The organism is Novacetimonas hansenii, assembly GCF_014843995.1.
GTDB classification, from domain to species: domain Bacteria; phylum Pseudomonadota; class Alphaproteobacteria; order Acetobacterales; family Acetobacteraceae; genus Novacetimonas; species Novacetimonas hansenii.
In genome coordinates, this window is record NZ_CP062147.1 from 3,186,718 (window position 1) to 3,202,993 (window position 16,276).

At 57.6% G+C, this 16,276-nt stretch carries 12 protein-coding genes and 5 pseudogenes; 8 read left to right on the forward strand and 9 right to left on the reverse strand.

Annotation, left to right across the window (positions count from 1 at the left end; translation table 11 throughout):
* The first annotated feature begins 8 nt into the window (after nt 1–8).
* From IFJ82_RS13850 to IFJ82_RS13870, 5 genes are all read left to right on the forward strand, one after another.
* Nucleotides 9–2,414 (forward strand): penicillin acylase family protein, encoded by a 2,406-nt coding sequence (locus IFJ82_RS13850; protein ID WP_192264963.1) that lies wholly within the window; start codon nt 9–11, stop codon nt 2,412–2,414.
* A complete protein-coding gene (locus IFJ82_RS13855) occupies nt 2,411–3,691 on the forward strand; it encodes a serine hydrolase domain-containing protein (RefSeq protein WP_225578680.1) in 1,281 nt (426 codons plus the stop codon). The genes IFJ82_RS13850 and IFJ82_RS13855 overlap by 4 nt, the downstream gene beginning before the upstream one ends.
* Entirely contained in the window at nt 3,691–5,850 is a 2,160-nt protein-coding gene (locus tag IFJ82_RS13860) for a S9 family peptidase (protein ID WP_225578681.1), read from the forward strand. Before IFJ82_RS13855 ends, IFJ82_RS13860 begins: the two co-directional genes overlap by 1 nt.
* A 452-nt stretch (nt 5,851–6,302) precedes the next feature.
* A complete protein-coding gene (locus IFJ82_RS13865) occupies nt 6,303–6,557 on the forward strand; it encodes a type II toxin-antitoxin system prevent-host-death family antitoxin (protein ID WP_192264964.1) in 255 nt (84 codons plus the stop codon).
* Complete coding sequence (locus tag IFJ82_RS13870) at nt 6,557–6,985, forward strand: type II toxin-antitoxin system VapC family toxin (protein ID WP_075595889.1); 429 nt, start codon at nt 6,557–6,559, stop codon at nt 6,983–6,985. The genes IFJ82_RS13865 and IFJ82_RS13870 overlap by 1 nt, the downstream gene beginning before the upstream one ends.
* 119 nt (nt 6,986–7,104) lie before the next feature.
* On the opposite strand, the pseudogene IFJ82_RS13875 reads toward IFJ82_RS13870, so the two are convergent.
* The 4 genes and pseudogenes from IFJ82_RS13875 to IFJ82_RS13890 form a co-directional block, all read right to left on the reverse strand.
* A pseudogene (locus IFJ82_RS13875) lies at nt 7,105–7,272 on the reverse strand (DUF932 domain-containing protein); the annotation flags it as partial.
* A gap of 138 nt (nt 7,273–7,410) precedes the next feature.
* Nucleotides 7,411–7,896, reverse strand: a pseudogene (locus tag IFJ82_RS13880) (chromosome partitioning protein ParB); the annotation flags it as partial.
* 10 nt (nt 7,897–7,906) lie between these two features.
* Nucleotides 7,907–8,365 carry a YbaK/EbsC family protein gene (locus tag IFJ82_RS13885; protein WP_075595887.1) on the reverse strand — a complete coding sequence of 153 codons (459 nt, stop codon included), beginning with the start codon at nt 8,363–8,365 and terminating at the stop codon, nt 7,907–7,909.
* A gap of 85 nt (nt 8,366–8,450) precedes the next feature.
* On the reverse strand, nt 8,451–9,365 hold the full coding sequence (locus IFJ82_RS13890; RefSeq protein ID WP_225578682.1) for a PhzF family phenazine biosynthesis protein: 915 nt from the start codon (nt 9,363–9,365) through the stop codon (nt 8,451–8,453).
* A 70-nt stretch (nt 9,366–9,435) separates the two neighbouring features.
* Between IFJ82_RS13890 and IFJ82_RS13895 the strand changes: the two genes are divergently transcribed.
* Nucleotides 9,436–10,806 (forward strand): aminotransferase-like domain-containing protein, encoded by a 1,371-nt coding sequence (locus tag IFJ82_RS13895; RefSeq protein ID WP_075595886.1) that lies wholly within the window; start codon nt 9,436–9,438, stop codon nt 10,804–10,806.
* Between the two features lie 613 nt (nt 10,807–11,419).
* On the opposite strand, the gene IFJ82_RS13900 is transcribed toward IFJ82_RS13895, so the two are convergent.
* Nucleotides 11,420–12,256: an alpha/beta fold hydrolase gene (locus IFJ82_RS13900; protein ID WP_192264966.1), complete on the reverse strand. Its 837-nt coding sequence runs from the start codon at nt 12,254–12,256 to the stop codon at nt 11,420–11,422.
* Nucleotides 12,257–12,348: 92 nt separating this feature from the next.
* Here IFJ82_RS13900 and IFJ82_RS13905 point away from each other — a divergent pair, with 92 nt between their 5' ends.
* A complete protein-coding gene (locus tag IFJ82_RS13905) occupies nt 12,349–12,861 on the forward strand; it encodes a MerR family transcriptional regulator (RefSeq protein ID WP_225578683.1) in 513 nt (170 codons plus the stop codon).
* On the opposite strand, the gene IFJ82_RS13910 is transcribed toward IFJ82_RS13905, so the two are convergent.
* The gene (locus IFJ82_RS13910; RefSeq protein ID WP_075595884.1) at nt 12,858–13,550 is read right to left on the reverse strand and encodes a type 1 glutamine amidotransferase domain-containing protein; all 693 of its coding nucleotides are present in this window, start codon (nt 13,548–13,550) and stop codon (nt 12,858–12,860) included. The genes IFJ82_RS13905 and IFJ82_RS13910 overlap by 4 nt on opposite strands.
* 151 nt (nt 13,551–13,701) lie before the next feature.
* Between IFJ82_RS13910 and IFJ82_RS13915 the strand changes: the two are divergent.
* Nucleotides 13,702–14,133: pseudogene (locus tag IFJ82_RS13915) on the forward strand (NAD(P)H-binding protein); the annotation flags it as partial.
* Nucleotides 14,134–14,476: 343 nt separating this feature from the next.
* Here IFJ82_RS13915 and IFJ82_RS16030 read toward each other — a convergent pair.
* The 3 genes and pseudogenes from IFJ82_RS16030 to IFJ82_RS13920 form a co-directional block, all read right to left on the reverse strand.
* Nucleotides 14,477–14,644: pseudogene (locus IFJ82_RS16030) on the reverse strand (restriction endonuclease); the annotation flags it as partial.
* Between the two features lie 226 nt (nt 14,645–14,870).
* A pseudogene (locus tag IFJ82_RS16035) lies at nt 14,871–15,101 on the reverse strand (hypothetical protein); the annotation flags it as partial.
* Nucleotides 15,102–15,345: 244 nt separating this feature from the next.
* Nucleotides 15,346–16,179: a macro domain-containing protein gene (locus IFJ82_RS13920; protein WP_192264968.1), complete on the reverse strand. Its 834-nt coding sequence runs from the start codon at nt 16,177–16,179 to the stop codon at nt 15,346–15,348.
* Between the last annotated feature and the right edge of the window lie 97 nt (nt 16,180–16,276).

A 16,276-nucleotide genomic window follows, 5' to 3' on the forward strand; every position in this document is an offset into this window, starting at 1 on the left:
ACACCAGCATGCGCAACATCGGATGCAGCCGCCGGCAGATCCTTCTGGGTGGGGCAGCGGCGGGGTTTGCCACATTTTCCCCCATGGCGCGGGCCGCACGCCAGCGTATGGTGGTCGCGGCCCTGGACGGGCTGTCGGCCCCGGTGGAGGTACTGGAGGATCATTGGGGCGTACCCCATGTCCGCGCAGGCAGCATCCCCGATGCGTTTTTCGCAAATGGGTTCCTTGTGGCGCGCGACCGCCTGTGGGAACTGGATTTCGGCCATCGCCAGGCACTAGGTCAGCTTGCTGAGGTCTTTGGCCCGGATTTCGTGGATACCGACACCGCCAACCGCCTGTTCCTGTTCCGGGGCGATGCGGCCACCGAACTTGCGCGGTTTTCACCACAGGTGCAGGACTGCGCACGGGCATATGTGGCGGGGATCAATGCGCGCCTGGCGCAGGTGCGGGCCAATCCCGACCTGCTGCCGCCCGAATTCACGATTTTTGGCTACATGCCGATGTCATGGGACGTTCTGGACCTGATCCGCATACGGGCCGAGGTCACGGGCAATACGCGTGCGGAAATCCGCCGCGCCCGCCTTGCCGCACGCGGGGGGCTGTCCTACGACGCGCTGTGCACGCCACTGGAACCTGCGCATGAACCACGTGTGCCAGGCGGCCTTGATGTCCATGCGGTCTCGCAAGGCGACCTCGGGCTGTTTGACGTGCTTCAGGCATCCCCGCCACTGGGACGCGTGCGCGACGCAGGCGATACGGAACACCGCCGCACCAATTCCGGCAGCAACGCCTGGGTCATTGCCCCATCGCGCACGGCAACGCAACGTCCCATCCTTGCCAATGACCCGCATTTAAGCTTTGGCGTGCCGGGACCACGATATGTCATCCACCTCAGCGCGCCGGGACTTGACGTCATTGGTGGCGGCACGGCGGGAATGCCCGGCGTGATGCAGGGCCATAACGCGCAGATCGCCTTTGGCCGGACCAACTTCCATATAGATCAGGAAGACCTGTTCATCCTGCGCACCCACCCGGCCCATCCCGATCGTTATTTCCATGATGGCGCATGGAAACAGATGGAAACCGTCCCCACACACATTGCGGTGCGGGGCGAGGCAGGGCGCGACGTGGTGCTGCGTTACGCGGCGCAGGGCCCGGTCGTATCCGCAGACCCCGCGCGCCGCCGGGCCACGGCGGTCAGCGCGACATGGCTGTATCCGGGCGCCAACGGGCTGTTGGTCAATATCGGCCTGAACCTTGCCCATGACTGGGACAGCTTCCGCGAAGCCCTGCGTGTCCATACCAGCCCCACCAACTTCACCTATGCCGACACGGCGGGCAATATCGGGTGGCAGGCCGCAGGGGGTCTGCCATCGCGCGTGGACGGGCATGACGGGTTGCTGCCGGTGCCGGGAGACGGACATTATGACTGGAAGGGGCTGCAGCCGCTGGAGATGCTGCCTTCGACATTCAATCCCGCATCCGGCTGGTTTGCCACATCCAACGAAATGAACCTGCCGCCCGGCTATCCCGCGCAGGAACGCCGTGTCAGCTTCGAATGGCGCGACCGCTTCCGCCATGACCGCGTGGCACATGTGCTGGAGGAGACGCCGCGCGCCACCATCGCGGATTGTGCGGCGTTGCAGCATGATACATTTTCCCGTCTTGCCCTGGATATGGTCGGGCTGCTGGGCGCCGTGCCGCCCGATCTCATGGACGTGGCGGCGCTGTTGCGCGGATGGGATGGCCATGTGCATGCCGACAGTGCGGCGGCGGCACTTTACGAAGTCTGGTGGACACGGCTGGAACGCACGCTGCATACCCTGTTGATCCCGGCACGCCTGCATGACCTCCTGCCCGGTCCCATCAACGCGACGGTGCAAAAGACGTTGCTGCATGCGCCCGATGCCCGGTTCGGGACGAACCCGGCCCAGACGCGTGATGACATGCTGGTGACTGCGTTGCGTGGTGCGAAATCGGAACTGCGCGACCGCCTTGGCCCCGTCATGGCCGCATGGCGGTGGGGGGCGCTGCATACGATCACGCTGGATCACGCGCTGGCGCATGTCCCTGCCATCGCCGCGCGGTTCCCGCAGCTGGGTGGGGCGCGGACCGGCACGGGGGGCGATCCCTATACCGTCATGGCACGATGGTACAACCCGTTATCGAACGGGCATGATCCCTATGTCGCAACGGGGGGCGCAAGTTATCTGATGGTATGCGACGTGGGGGAATGGGATCATTCGGTCTTCCTCAATTTCCCAGGACAGAGCGGCGATCCACGTTCGGCCCATTATGCGGATTTCATGCCGGACTGGCTCAGGGGGCGCATGCAGCCCCTGCCCTTCTCCGCCCATCGGGTCAGGGCGGCTGCGGTCGGACGCACCATCTTGCAACCGGCGCACACGCCATGAGGGGCGGCTGCCTCCTTGCCATGATATGCGCGCTCGCACTGGCTCCGGCCGCCAGCGCAGCCCCTGCCGCGTCGGGGCGCATCGACACGGCCATGGATGCCATCATGACGCAGGGCGAGGCACGCCCGCTTGCGGCCCTCGTGGCCATGCGGCTGCACAAGGGACAGGTTGCCTACAGCTACCATGGCGGTTTCGCCCGCCTTGGCGATACAGGCAGCATTCCGGCCGGTGCGGATACCCTGTTCCGCATTGCCTCGGTATCCAAGGTGGTGACGACCATCGGGCTGATGGAACTGGTGGAACAGGGGCGGGTTTCGCTGGATGCGGATGCTTCGGAGTATCTGGGCTTTGGGCTGCGTAACCCTGATTTCGCGGATGTGCCGATCACGGTGCGGATGCTGCTCAACCACACCTCCACCATCGTGGATGCGGACCGCTATACCCTGCCGCCGGAACAGAAGGTGGCGGACCTGTTCGGCCCGGCCCATCAGCCGGGGCGGCCAGATTACCATTTCGCGCATGATGGGGGTCATCGGCCGGGGACGTGGTTCGAATATTGCAACCTGTGTTACGGCCTGATCGGCACCATCATCGAACGTGTCAGCGGCGAACGTTTCGACCATTACCAGCAGACACATGTCCTGGGGCCACTGGGTATTGATGGTGGCTATAACATCGCCGAACTGCGTCATCCCGAACGGTTGGCGACGTTATATCGCGACCTGCCGGGTGGTTATGTGGCGCAGGTGGATACGCAACCGCCACAGGGATGGTCGCCAGCGCAGCTTTCGGCCTATGTCATCGGGTCCAATGGCACCGCATTTTCGCCACAGGGCGGGTTGCGGATATCGGTGGCCGGGCTGGCCCGTCTGGCGCGCTTCATGCAAGGTGGCGGGACCCTTGATGGCAGACGCCTGCTGTCGGCGCATGACGTCCGGCAGATGGAAACGCCAACATGGCAGTATGACGGCCATAACGGGGCCTGCCCCTATCCCATCGCCAGTTATGGGCTGGGCATGATCCAACTGACGGGGCAACCGGACCCCAATGGACGCCCGGGCGTGCCCTATCGTGGATATCATGGGGACCTGCGCGGGCATCTTGGCGATGCCTACGGGCTGCATTCGGGCTTCTGGTATGAAACGGCCAACGGGGATGCGTTCGTGTTCGCCGCCGCAGGATACCCCGATGAGGATGCCGTAACACCAGGTGCCTATTCTTCCTTCACACGGGTGGAGGAACAGATCTTCACCACCCTTGCCGGAGCCATTCCGTGATGCCTCACATCTCCTTATTGCTGCGTCGTACGGGCCTTGGCCTGCTGGGGGGCGTGCTGCTGGCATCCTCTGCGCTGGCTACCCCACCGGGGAGCATCCCACCAGGTGCGGCGCCGCCGGATGATACGTCACAAGGCGACAATGCCCTGGCAAAGCGTCTGTCGGCCCTGCTGGCGATGCCGTATGCCAACGGGCTTGCCGGTGCGGCGCAGGCCCCGCGCATTGCGTGGGTGGAACGCCGCGCAGGCGTGCGCAACATCATGATATCGGATCATGGGCAGGCCCCGCGTCGTGTCACCCATTACACGACCGATGACGGCACCGACCTGTGGGGACTGACCCTGCCCCCTGACGGGCGCAACCTTGCATATGTCGAAGGCGGCGATCCCGAATATCCCAATGACGCCCCCCCCAACGCGGGGCAGGCCACCTTCGCAGGGAAGGAAACGGTCCACCTGATCGGGCCTTCGGGACGGGACCGTGTCATGGGGGAAGGACATTCGCCCGCGTTTTCGCCTGACGGGGCGTTCCTGGCGTTCAGCCGTGGCGGGACACTGATGGTCGGACATACAGGGGGAGTACCCACCGCCGCCTTTACCACACCGGGGTCCATCACCGCATTGCGCTGGGCGCCGGACGGGCGGCATGTGGCGGTGGAAATAGATCGCGGTTCCCATGGGGTAATCGCACTGTGGGATGTCGGGGCGAAGTCAACTGTCCTGACCTTCATCCCACCAGCCCTGTCGAACGACCGCCAGCCGGTTTTCTCCCCCGATGGGAAATCGGTGGCGTTCATGCGCACGCAGGACCCGATCCTGGGGACAGACCCGGCCAAGGGACGGTTCTGGTCCGTGCATGTCTATGACCTGGCATCCGGCCACGAACATACCGTCTGGACTGCACCTGCGGGGAAGGGATCGCGCTTTGCCGCACCGGAAGGCTCCGTTCCTTACTGGAGCGCGGATGGCAGGCTGCTGTTTCCATGGGAAGGCAGCGGGTGGATGCGCATCTGCGCCCTGCCGATGACCATGGCCGGACCGGGTGGACAGGATACACCGGAATGCCTGACACCCGATGGCGCGGAAGTTTCGGCGTATCAGGTGTCACAGGATGGGAAAAACCTTCTCTACACCTCCAATACCGGCGACCTTGACCAATGGCGTGCATGGTCGCGGCCGGTTGCGGGCACGGGTGCCGCGATCGCGCTGACACCGGGAAGTGACGAGATTTCCACACTTGTCACGGCGGGTAACGACATCGCCGTCATGGCAACCGGCGTGACGCAGACAGCGCACCCCGTTGTCCTGCGAAATGGGCAGGCCGTCACGCCCGTCACACCAATGCTGCCGTCGGGTGTATCATTCGTCACGCCGCAAAGCGTACGTTTCCACAGCGCCGATGGTATCGACCTGCACGGGCAGTTATTTATCCCCCCCGACGATACGGCCCGGCGTCATCCCGCCCTGCTGTTCGTTCATGGTGGGCCAGAGCGCCAGATGCTGCCGGCATTCAATGCGATGGGATATTATTCCAATGCCTATCTGATGAATCAGACGCTGGCGTCACAGGGCTATGTTGTGCTGTCGGTAAATTACCGCAGTGGTTCGGGTTATGGCGAAGCATTCCGTAACGCACCGGGCATCGGGCGTGCGGGGGCCAGCGAATATCGCGATGTGCAGGCTGCGGCGGCCTATCTGCAGAAACGTGATGATGTCGATGCCCATCGGATCGGAATCTGGGGTGGAAGCTGGGGCGGATACCTGACGGGGCTGGCGTTGGCGCGTAACAGCGACATCTTTGCCGCCGGGGTGGATTTCCATGGTGTCCATGACATGACCGAACCCGACCATCCCGGCCTGTCACCACAGCAGAACCGTGATGCACATGACATGGAATGGCGCTCCTCTCCCATTGCGGACATCCAGCGCTGGCGCGCGCCGGTCCTGCTGGTACATGGCGATGATGACCGTAATGTGGAATTCGAACAGTCGACGCTGCTGGCGCGGATGCTGACCGCCCAGGGCGTTCCGTACGAAGATCATATTTTCCCCGGCGAACGCCATGCATTCCTGCGCACGCAGGACTGGTTACAGGGATATTTATGGATGGACCACTTTTTCGACCGCACCCTGCAAAAGACGTCATCCCCGCCCGAATAAAACGACATATCGGGCAGGGACATACTGCATCATTATAAAAATATTTTTGTACGCTGCATTTTTCTGAAATGCAGCGTTTTTTAGAGTACGCTACGAATGGCTTAAATCATAGGATTCCCAAAGGGGCGTCTGATGTGATTCAAGATGAAGACAGGCGAAGGAGGCCAGCCTTCATGCCGAGAGCCTCCTCACAACGCCATGCTTTTCCGGTCTGCAAGAACTTTTCCCGCGTCGTCGCATCCCGGCGAACGGCAGGGAAAAAAATACTTGCCCGGTGCGGACCGGACCTTCGTCATGCTGGACGAAGATCGCGGGAGTCGAACGATACCGGGCGGTTCTGGCGGGATGGAATCTTCGGCCAACGATGATCCGAACCCGGATCGGACATGGATTTTCTGGCAATGCTTCCCAATATGTAGTAATGTTCCTACATTTCAGTCGGAAGACCGGACATGAGCATCACCACGCTTTCAAGCCGCGAGTTCAACCAGGACACCAGCCGGGCCAAGAAGGCGGCGGCCAAGAGGCCGGTGTTCATCACCGACAGGGGGCGCACGACCCATGTCCTGCTCAGCATTGAGGAATACCGCCGTCTGACGCACCATCCGCGCAAGATCGCGGACGCCCTGGCGATGCCGGACGCGGCGGACATCGCATTCGATCCGCCTCGCGCCAATATCACGCTCCGCCCGGCCGATTTTTCCTGATGTTCCTGCTGGACACGAACGTCGTTTCAGAACTGAGAAAAATCCGCGCCGGAAAAGCCGACCCGAATGTGGCGCTCTGGGCCGACAGCATGGAGGCGGACGATCTGTATCTCTCCGCCATCACCGTCATGGAACTGGAAACCGGCATCCTGCGCGTGGAGCGTCGCGACGGAGCCACCGGCACGATCCTGCGAACCTGGCTGGAACAGCATGTCCGTCCAGCGTTCGAAGGGCGTATTTTTCCCGTCGATACGTCCGTGGCCCTGCGCTGCGCCCGGCTCCATGTCCCCGATCCCCGTTCGGAACGCGATGCGCTCATCGCCGCGACCGCGCTGGTTCATGGCAAGACGGTCGTGACCCGAAACGTCGCGGATTTCCTGCCATGCGGCGTTCCCCTGCTCAACCCGTGGGAACCCCAGCCGGACTGACAGGAGTGCTGGTTCACAAACCCACCCCCCTGTTCCGGGAGAAGCTCCAGTCGATCCCGCCATCGTCACGCGCGACACCGGAGACGTGCCTGCCCTGCTGCTTCTCCAGCGAGGGCGTCCAGCGTCGCGGCATGCAGGTCAGACAACGACAGGTAACGCTCGTCGTCGGGGCGCGAGAACCATTCGGACGAGACGCGGGCGCTGCGTTCGCCGCGCGACGGATCGATGCGGAAGCCGCCGGACGCGGCGCCACGGGAGGCAGGGGGCAGGATGGTGGTTGTGGTCATGGAAAACTCTCCTCTGATGCCGGTTATTCGGCACCAAAGGCGAAGCCGCCCTCTTCCTCTTTCCGGGGCGCCGGACATGAAAAAAGCGGCTTCCGGGCACCGGAAGCCGCCGTCTCAAAGTTCCTGATCCCATGAAGTTTACTCAGCGGCGATGGCCTCTACGCCCTCGCCTGCCGTCACTGCTTCAACAGGCGTCTGCCCTGCGCCACCCACTGTGCGCAACGCCTCGGGCAGCCAGCCAGATCCTTCCAGCAGCCGCTCGGCCTCGCGCGCCATCTCGGGCTTTTTCAGATGCGCAATACGCGCGGCCGCTTCATCGCCGCGTGCTTCCCGCACCGCCTGCAGGATGCGGGCCTTGGTCACCCGACCGAGATAGTTCTCGACCGTGGGCTGCCAGCCCGCCTCAACCAGGTCGAGCCTGAGCGCAGTGGCAAGCCGGTTGGTGCGGACCAGCCGCTCCCGGACGCTGCGTGCCAGAGACGGACCATAAGACGATTCATGCAAGGCGTTGATGCCGAAGGACAGGCAATGGGCCAGCAGGGCCATGCGACTGGTGTTGTCCAGCCCGTCGATCCAGTGCCACAGCGCGTCCTCGTCTTCCGGCAGATCGTGCTTCATTGCGTCCTCTTCGGTGTCACTGAACGACATCGACCCATTGCGCCCCTGTCAACGCAGCCATCCGGTCCGGCTCAATGCTGACCGCGCTGTTCGGCGCACCACCCGCCGGGAACACGACAGGAAAGTCCCGTAGCGAAACGTCGCAGAAGACCCGCAAGGGGCGTATCAGACCGAACGGACAGACGCCTCCGATCGGATGCCCCGTTTCAGATTCAACGTCGGACGCGTCCAGCATCCGGGCTTTGACACCAAAATGCTGTTTGTATTTTCTGTTATCCAGACGGGCATCACCCCGTACGACGAGGATGATGACCTCGTCGCCCAGCCGCAACGACAGGCTTTTAGCAATCTGTCCCTGAGGCACTTCCAGAGTATCAGCGGCTGAAGCCACCGTCGCTGTACAGACGTCAAACTCCACGATTTCAATATCAGCGGCATGTTGTCTGAGAAATACTTTCACCGAATTCAGGCTCATATTTTCTCCACTTGTCTCGCATGAACCGAGAAGGCCGGTGTTCTGAACAGAACGTCCTCACTGTCCAGTCGGAGAAGCCCCTGCCCTACAGGTGCAATTGCCCACTTGCTGCGACCGTGGCTGAGCCACCGATACGAATGCGCAGGGTTTCCCCTTCGCGGTCCCATGATGCGTACACTTCTCCATCACGACCGATTTCGATGCCCTGCTCGGCCACGTAGTGACTGCTCTTTTGATTGGCATGTTTGTGGCGGGCTATGAACGCAGCCACTGAACCATTGCCAGAACCGCAGACTGGATCTTCGGCGACGCCCTCACCGGGTGCGAAGGTTCGCACCCGGATACGAACGGGACCACCGTCGTTACGTTCAACAAACACTGTCACGCCCGCCGCACGCACTGCCTTGCATTCCCGTTCAATCAATCCCTGATCAGGATCGAGAGCAGAAATGGTAGTGAAACGCGAGAGCTCAACAACCAGCCACGGCACACCGGTCGACACAACCGCAAATGGCGTGTCCGCCAGATCCGCTTCGGCGCAGCCCAGCATTTTTGCCACGGTTTCACGCGAAAGAGCCGCGTCGCGGTAGGTCGGAGCACCCTGGGTCATGCGCAACCGGAGACCCGCAGGAGACCGGAGGACGTCAACCGGCACAACGCCAACGCCACATTCCTGTTTCAGAAGGGAAGCATTGGCCTTATCCGGATAGCGTGCAAGCACAGAATGCGCAGCCGCGATCGTTGGGTGCCCCGCGAAAGGCAGTTCGTTCATCGGGGTGAAGATGCGGGCGCGATAGTCAGCCTCTGGCGTCGACGGCTTGAGAATGAACACGGTTTCCGAAAGATTCATCTCACGCGCGATTTTCTGCATCGTCTCCGTGGGAATATCGTCTGCGTCGAACACGACAGCCGCAGGGTTGCCGTAGAGCGGCCGGTCGGAGAATGCGTCAACCTGAACAAAATCGAATGGCATGAGATGATCCTTGGCATCAACAGACATCCAACTTAAAATATGATACACTTTTTTTAAATAAATATAGTGTCACAATACACTTTTAGGAAGAATATCGGTGCGCATAGTTTCTCCATGGATACCACGTCTCGCTGACGGCACGGCCTCCCCCTCATCCCGCCTGGTTGCTGCACTCGCCGAGGATATTCTTGAAGGACAGATCGACACAGGAGACCGACTGCCAGCACACCGTGATCTGGCTGACAGACTGGGCATCAGTGTGGGCACAGTTACGAAGGCATATAATGTCCTGGAGCGACGAGGACTGGTTCGGAGCGTAAAGGGAAGAGGCACTTTTGTCGCTCTCGCACAAACGCGCCGTAGACCGCTTATTGATTTGTCTCGAAATGTCCCACCATCAGTTCTGACTGAGCGTTTATTGGCACGAACGCTAACTTCACTTTCGAAACATGTTGATTCAGACTTTTTTAATGACTATCCGCCTCTAGCTGGCCATGACGAACACCGTCGACTGGTTGCCCGATGGTTCACCCGCCTGGGTATGGAAACTGACCCAGACAAGCTGGTACTGACTAACGGTGCTCACCACGCCATTTCTCTTGCATTGTCCGTCACATGTGGTTCTGGAGGAACGTTATTTACTGAAGCGCAGACTTATCCTGGCGTCATCTCGCTAACTCGACATCAGGGGATTCATCTAGTTGGTCTCCAGATGGACGACGAAGGTCTTTGCCCCCTAGCACTTGAGAAAGCACTCATCGCGCGACGTCCCGGTCCAATTGCTCTTTACGTGACGCCGACCATGCAAAATCCAACAACAGCCACAATGAGCCGCGAACGGCGCGAAGCCATTGTGTCAATCTGCCGTCGTCATAATGTCATGATTATCGAGGACGATGTCTATACGCTTACCGCTAATCCTGAATTGCCACCGCTCGCCATGCTTGCGCCCGAGCTGACATTTTATGCGAACAGCCTGTCCAAAACTCTGAATCCCACGCTCCGCATTGGCGGCCTTGTTGTGCCCGAGCATATGTATACGCGGATAGAAAAGACGCTGCAGGCCACTGCCATCATAGTATCGCCTCTCTGCTGCGCGATTATGGAACAGTGGTTTATCGACGGCACGACTGAAATTGTAACTCAAGCGATTCAAGAAGAAGCAGACAGACGCGTCTCTCTGGCTCAGACGTTGCTCGGTAGCCTTATGCTTAAATCTGACCATACAGGCTATCATGTATGGCTTCCGATGTCAGATTCCGAGGCACGCGATCTTAAGAAAACAGCCGAATCCCTTGGTGTCCTGTTGACCTCTCCCCAATCAACCGATGCCAACCGACGCAAACTAAATTGTGGAGTTCGACTATGCTTGGGAGCACCGTCAATCACCGAGTTAAATATCGCACTCAAATTAATTGCAGATATACGGATGAAAAATCCAATAACTAAATCTAACTTAGCGATCTAGACTCACAATGGCGGGTGCCCATTCCTGAGCAGTCCGATTAGGCAAGGTATCCGTTCAAGACATTCTTCTCTGTCGCATGGTGTAGCCACAGGCCCCCCCAGACGGGCCAGAAGGTCGCAACCCCGCTCAATCACGCAAACGTGAATTCCGACAAAAACCCGCCTGATTACTTTTTCATTTGTTTCCTATGTGTTTCCTGGGCGGGGAATTGGGCACAAAAAAGCCACCCTTCTGGGTGGCTTTTCTTCTGTCTTTTCAGACGCTTATGCTTGGTTGCGGGGGCAGGATTGGCTCTCAAATTGCAGAAATCACAATTTGAGAATAAAGAGCAATTAATAGATTGTTTTGACAAGATTTTTTCTACTCATGCCTGCCCCCCGTGCCGAAGTTAATAAGCCCTCTACCGTCGTCAAACGGAGAGTTTATTCATTCAAAGCCATGTCCGCTTACGCCTCATATCAGACATTGTGTCTATCCGAGATATTATCGTAAAGCTGACCTTACTGGCTGATTTCAGCCCGGCGATATTGCGAGATTAATTTCACGTGGGCAGGCGAAGAGACGAAACAGCCCCCTGCCCACATTAAAACGCCACATCGGTATACTTCGCTCTTCAGCCAGTAATAAATGCCAGAATATCAGCATTGATGATATCAGCATGGGTTGTGTGCATGCCGTGCGGATAACCAGGATAGATTTTCAGCGTGCTGTTCTGAAGTAGCCTGTCCTGAAGAATTGCTGCATTTTTGTAAGGAACCACCTGATCATCATCCCCCTGCAGGACGAGGGTTGGCACCATAATTGCCTTCAAATCTTCTGTCTGGTCCGTTTCGGAGAAGGCCCTGATCCCTTCATAATGGGCTTTTGCACTGCCCATCATGCCCTGACGCCACCAGTTGCGGATCACCCCTTCTGAAACGTCAACTTCAGGTCGGTTGAAACCGTAGAATGGGCCGCTCGCTACATCCAGAAAGAATTGCGCGCGGTTGGCTGCCAGTCCGGCACGCAGTCCGTCCAGCACTTCGATCGGTGCGCCTTCCGGGCTGCGATCCGTCTGGACCATCAAAGGCGGCACGGAACTGACGAGCACGACTTTGGCAACACGTCCCTGCGGCTGACCATATTTCGCGACATAGCGGGCAACCTGCCCTCCTCCTGTCGAATGCCCGACATGAATGGCGTTTTTCAGGTCTAGATGTTCGACTATAGCCGATGCGTCGGCCGCGTAATGGTCCATGTCATGACCGTCGCTCACCTGCGCAGATCGTCCGTGACCACGGCGGTCATGCGCAATGACGCGAAAGCCCTTGCTCAGGAAGAACAGCATCTGCGTGTCCCAGTCATCGGCGCTGAGTGGCCAGCCATGATGGAAAACGATAGGCTGTGTATCCTTCGGTCCCCAGTCTTTATAAAAAATCTCTACACCGTCGGATGTCGTGACAGATGACATGATGCTTCTCCTGAGCATTCAAAACTGATAATGCTCAGACGCTAACGTTGAACATAAGTTCAACGTCAAGATGAATTTGTAACAGAAGACTGATGATGAAGATTGGAGAACTGGCCCAGAAAACCGGTCTTACGACGTCAAAAATCCGATTCTATGAGCGCATCGGACTGCTGAAAACGGTTGATCGTCGTTCCAACGGATACCGCACCTATCCGCCACAGGCCGTGCTGCTTCTGGGCCTCATCACAACGGCGCAACGGGCCGGATTTACGCTGGATGAAATCCGCACCCTGCTACCCTCTGATCTACAACACTGGGACCATGATGCGCTCATGGACGCACTGACACGCAAGATTGCGGATATCGAGGCGCTGCAGGCACGTCTGACCCAGAGCAAGGCACATCTCCTTCGTCTGGTGGAGGACATTCAGGCACGCCCCGACGACATGGACTGTGCAGCCAATGCCCATCGTGTCCTGACGAATGTGCTTGCGGGACCTTCCGACAATCTGGACGTCACGCCTAACGATGTGCGCCTTCTGGACAGGACGGATCGTCGTCTGTCCGTGAGCAGAGGGCGCAGCAAAAAAGCTGTTTCGCCTTAAAGCCTTCCCAGAAGCGACGCGACTTTTCCTGCGGTCGCTCTGGCGGAAAAGGGGTTCTGGCCCGTCACCAGCTTTCCATCCGCCACGACATGGGACATGAACGGCAGAAGGGCTTTTTCGTAAAGCGCCCCCCGTGCCTTCACTTCAGCTTCCGCGTTGTAGGGTATTTCCCGGGAGACGCCCGCCAGCCTTTCCTCGACCCACGAAAATCCGGTGATCTTTCGCCCGGACACCAGAAAAGAACCGTCTGCAAGCCGGGTGTTCAGAAGTCCGCAATATCCATGACAGACAGCGGAAACAATGCCGCCCTTTTCCCACACTGCGCGTGTGATGGCCTGAAGGTCTTCACTGGCCGGAAAGTCCCACATCACGCCATGACCGCCGGTAAAGTAGATCGCATCGTAATCCTGCGGATTGATGTCTGCGGGACAGGCCGTTGCGGACATCAGGGCCATCTTCGCCGGATCGGCCATCCAGACTCTGGAGGAGGCATCGCGCATCGGCCATTTCAACGCACGCGGGTCAAGTGGAACCTTGCCACCCCTGGGGCTGACAATGCGCTGCTCATAACCTCTGGCGGCAAACACGTCCCAAGCATGCGTGAGTTCCGACAGCCATAATCCGGTCGGATGCGCGGGATTGTCAAAATGCGAGATATTGGTGACGACGTGCAGGATACGGCGGCTCATGGCTTGTCCCTTTCATGCGGCAGGGTGCTCGGACGGCCATTCTGTAACGTTCAAGGCCGGTTGAAGGTCAATCTGTCGTTTGACATTCAACATGGCTTCAACGTTAGCGTTGTAAGGGCAGACCTGTTCGGCACCACGGAGGCAGCCCCACATGCAGACAATTCTGGGAGCAAATGGCCAGATCGCTACGGAACTGGCGCGGACATTGCATCAACATCATACAGGCGACCTGCGGCTCGTGAGCCGCAATCCCCGCAAGGTCAATGACGATGACACGCTCATGGCGGCGAACCTGCTTGATGCAGGGCAGACGGCACAGGCGGTGAAAGGCAGCCGGATTGTCTATTTCACAGCCGGCCTTCCCCCTGACAGCACGCTCTGGGAAGAGCAGTTTCCGGTCATGCTGAAGAACGCCTTGCAAGCGTGCCGGGCGGCTGGGGCCAGTTTTGCCTATTTCGACAATACGTACATGTATCCTCAGAACAGCCAGATCCAGACTGAGGAAACGCGCTTCGCCCCGGTTGGTCGGAAAGGACGGGTGCGCGCCGCAATGGCGTCCATGGTGCTGGAAGAAATGGCACGGGTAAGGGGAGCGCCGCCGCGTGCGAAGCCTGAATCCATCGGTTGAAAGAACGTGGCATGTAGCGCGCGGCGAGCACTCGTCCTAGCGGGCTTTCCAGCAGTTTCCGCTCGATCACGTCGCTGTCAAGCTGCAGATATTCGAGCGTCGGCCAAAGGGCGCTCAGCGTCTGGCCAAGGCCGCTGCTCGGAAGTGTCGAATAGAACGCGACAAAGCCATGGCAGCGATGAGTACCGAGGCGGTCGCGGACATTCGGCTCGTCGGCGGGGGTAACGGAAGTGCCTGAGTGCGCCTTGTGCTTGCAACTCACCAGCCAGCGCACCACGTTCGCGCCACCTGGTCCTAACCGATCCTCTTCGACAATGATGTCTCGGCCACCATCGGCGCCTCTGTCGGGCTGCTCAACGATCCTGAAGCCTTCAGCAATGAGAAACTCGCGCGCAAAAAGCTCGAAGCGATCCCTGTCGGGGCCACTCTGTGCCGATGGGATTTCAGTAAACTCTAACGCTGCCATGTGGGGCCCTTTAGTATCTTATGAGGCTGGGATTAGTGACGGCACATCGCGGACGCTGAATAATGCTGGCTTTATCTCTTGGTGATCAAATGTAACCCCATTGCCTATGTGTCGCTTCATCATAGTAATCAAATGATCCGTTCAATATCTCCCCATTAACGGTAAAGCGCTGAATTGCGTTGAAAATGGCATCTTGCTTGAAAGGCACGTGTATTGCTTTTGCTGTTCAATTGTTCAGCCTTACCGCCAATGATGTGGGCCAACGGTTCGATAAATCTTTAGGGGTCAATATTGACGAACATCCCGCGTACGCAATGATTAAAGGAAGTTTGCAATCATCAACAGCTTTCTCTATTTCCCAAGAAAGTACACTACCGGTTTTTCGCGTATCATCTGATAGAACAATCAACATGTTCTTTGAAGACAGGAGCCTTTTCTTAATGCTAGCTTGCAAGGTGACAAGCTTACTTGTGTCCCGAACAGCGCTTGCCTTATCGTGACTATTAGTAAATCTAAATTATGTGTGCTTTGAGGCATTCCAGCCCTGAATTGTGACGTAATATCTAAAATCTGATTTTGTTGGGTCCTGCTGCCCAAGCCCGTCAAAAGCAATGTAGGTTCCAGTTCGATTTACCATGGTAGTCCCATTTACATAGTTCGTGGTCAAAGTTCATATTTGTCTATCAGACAGACGAGCAGGATCATACGCCATTTCGCAAAGCCTTTAGATCAAGAAGATTTACTTGATCAATTTTATCTTCATGAACTACTATTGTAAGAGTTGCGGGATACTTAAAACGCATCTCACTTATACGGAATGTCCACAACATTATCTTCAGGAGATCTTCATCAGTTATGTTTCTGTGTCCAAGGATACGCGTAATTCCGGACCCGAATATCGGCGTTACGACGGAACGCTGTGCATAAATTTTATTTACCTGATCCCAGAAATTTATCAAGAACTCCAAGTATTCCGGCATGGTGAGGTTTGCACGATTGCTGTCATCAAATTTGGACATTGCAGTCAAGAGAAAATCATCTTTCACAAAAATGGTGCCAAGCTTAAATTTCACCGACTTCCCAACAGCCCGTGGTACCTCTCGCTGTAGAACCTCCCCTTCCTCGAACGGAAATTTTTCAATTTCTGCGTCCAGTTTTTCTATAGTTCCATTTAACTTTGACTTTAGGAACATCCCATTGAGGGACCGTTCGCTGATCAGATTATTGTCTACAACAGTGTCAAAATATTCGTTGAAAGCGATAGCTTTCAGTCCCAGTTCCTTAAAGATATCCCCAGACTTCACTGTGACCGTGGTGCCGTCTATCTTGATAGTTACTTGTTTTAGATTATTCGCTCGCCACCAGATCACCAGATAAATGCTTACCAAGACTACGGAAAAAACTATGAATGAGCGAATCTTCCAGTCCTTGGGTATATCTACAAAAAGCAGAAAGGTGGACAGTGCAGTTCCAATGCCAGCCGCGATCTTGAGAAATGATTCACAAACCTGCTTGTTAATTAGATTGACTTTCAAATTTGATCCCTTTCTCAAAAATCAATGCTTGTGTCACAACATTAGTAGTATGTTACTATTCAATGTAGATTGTGGCTTGGCAACAGTGAACGTTTTG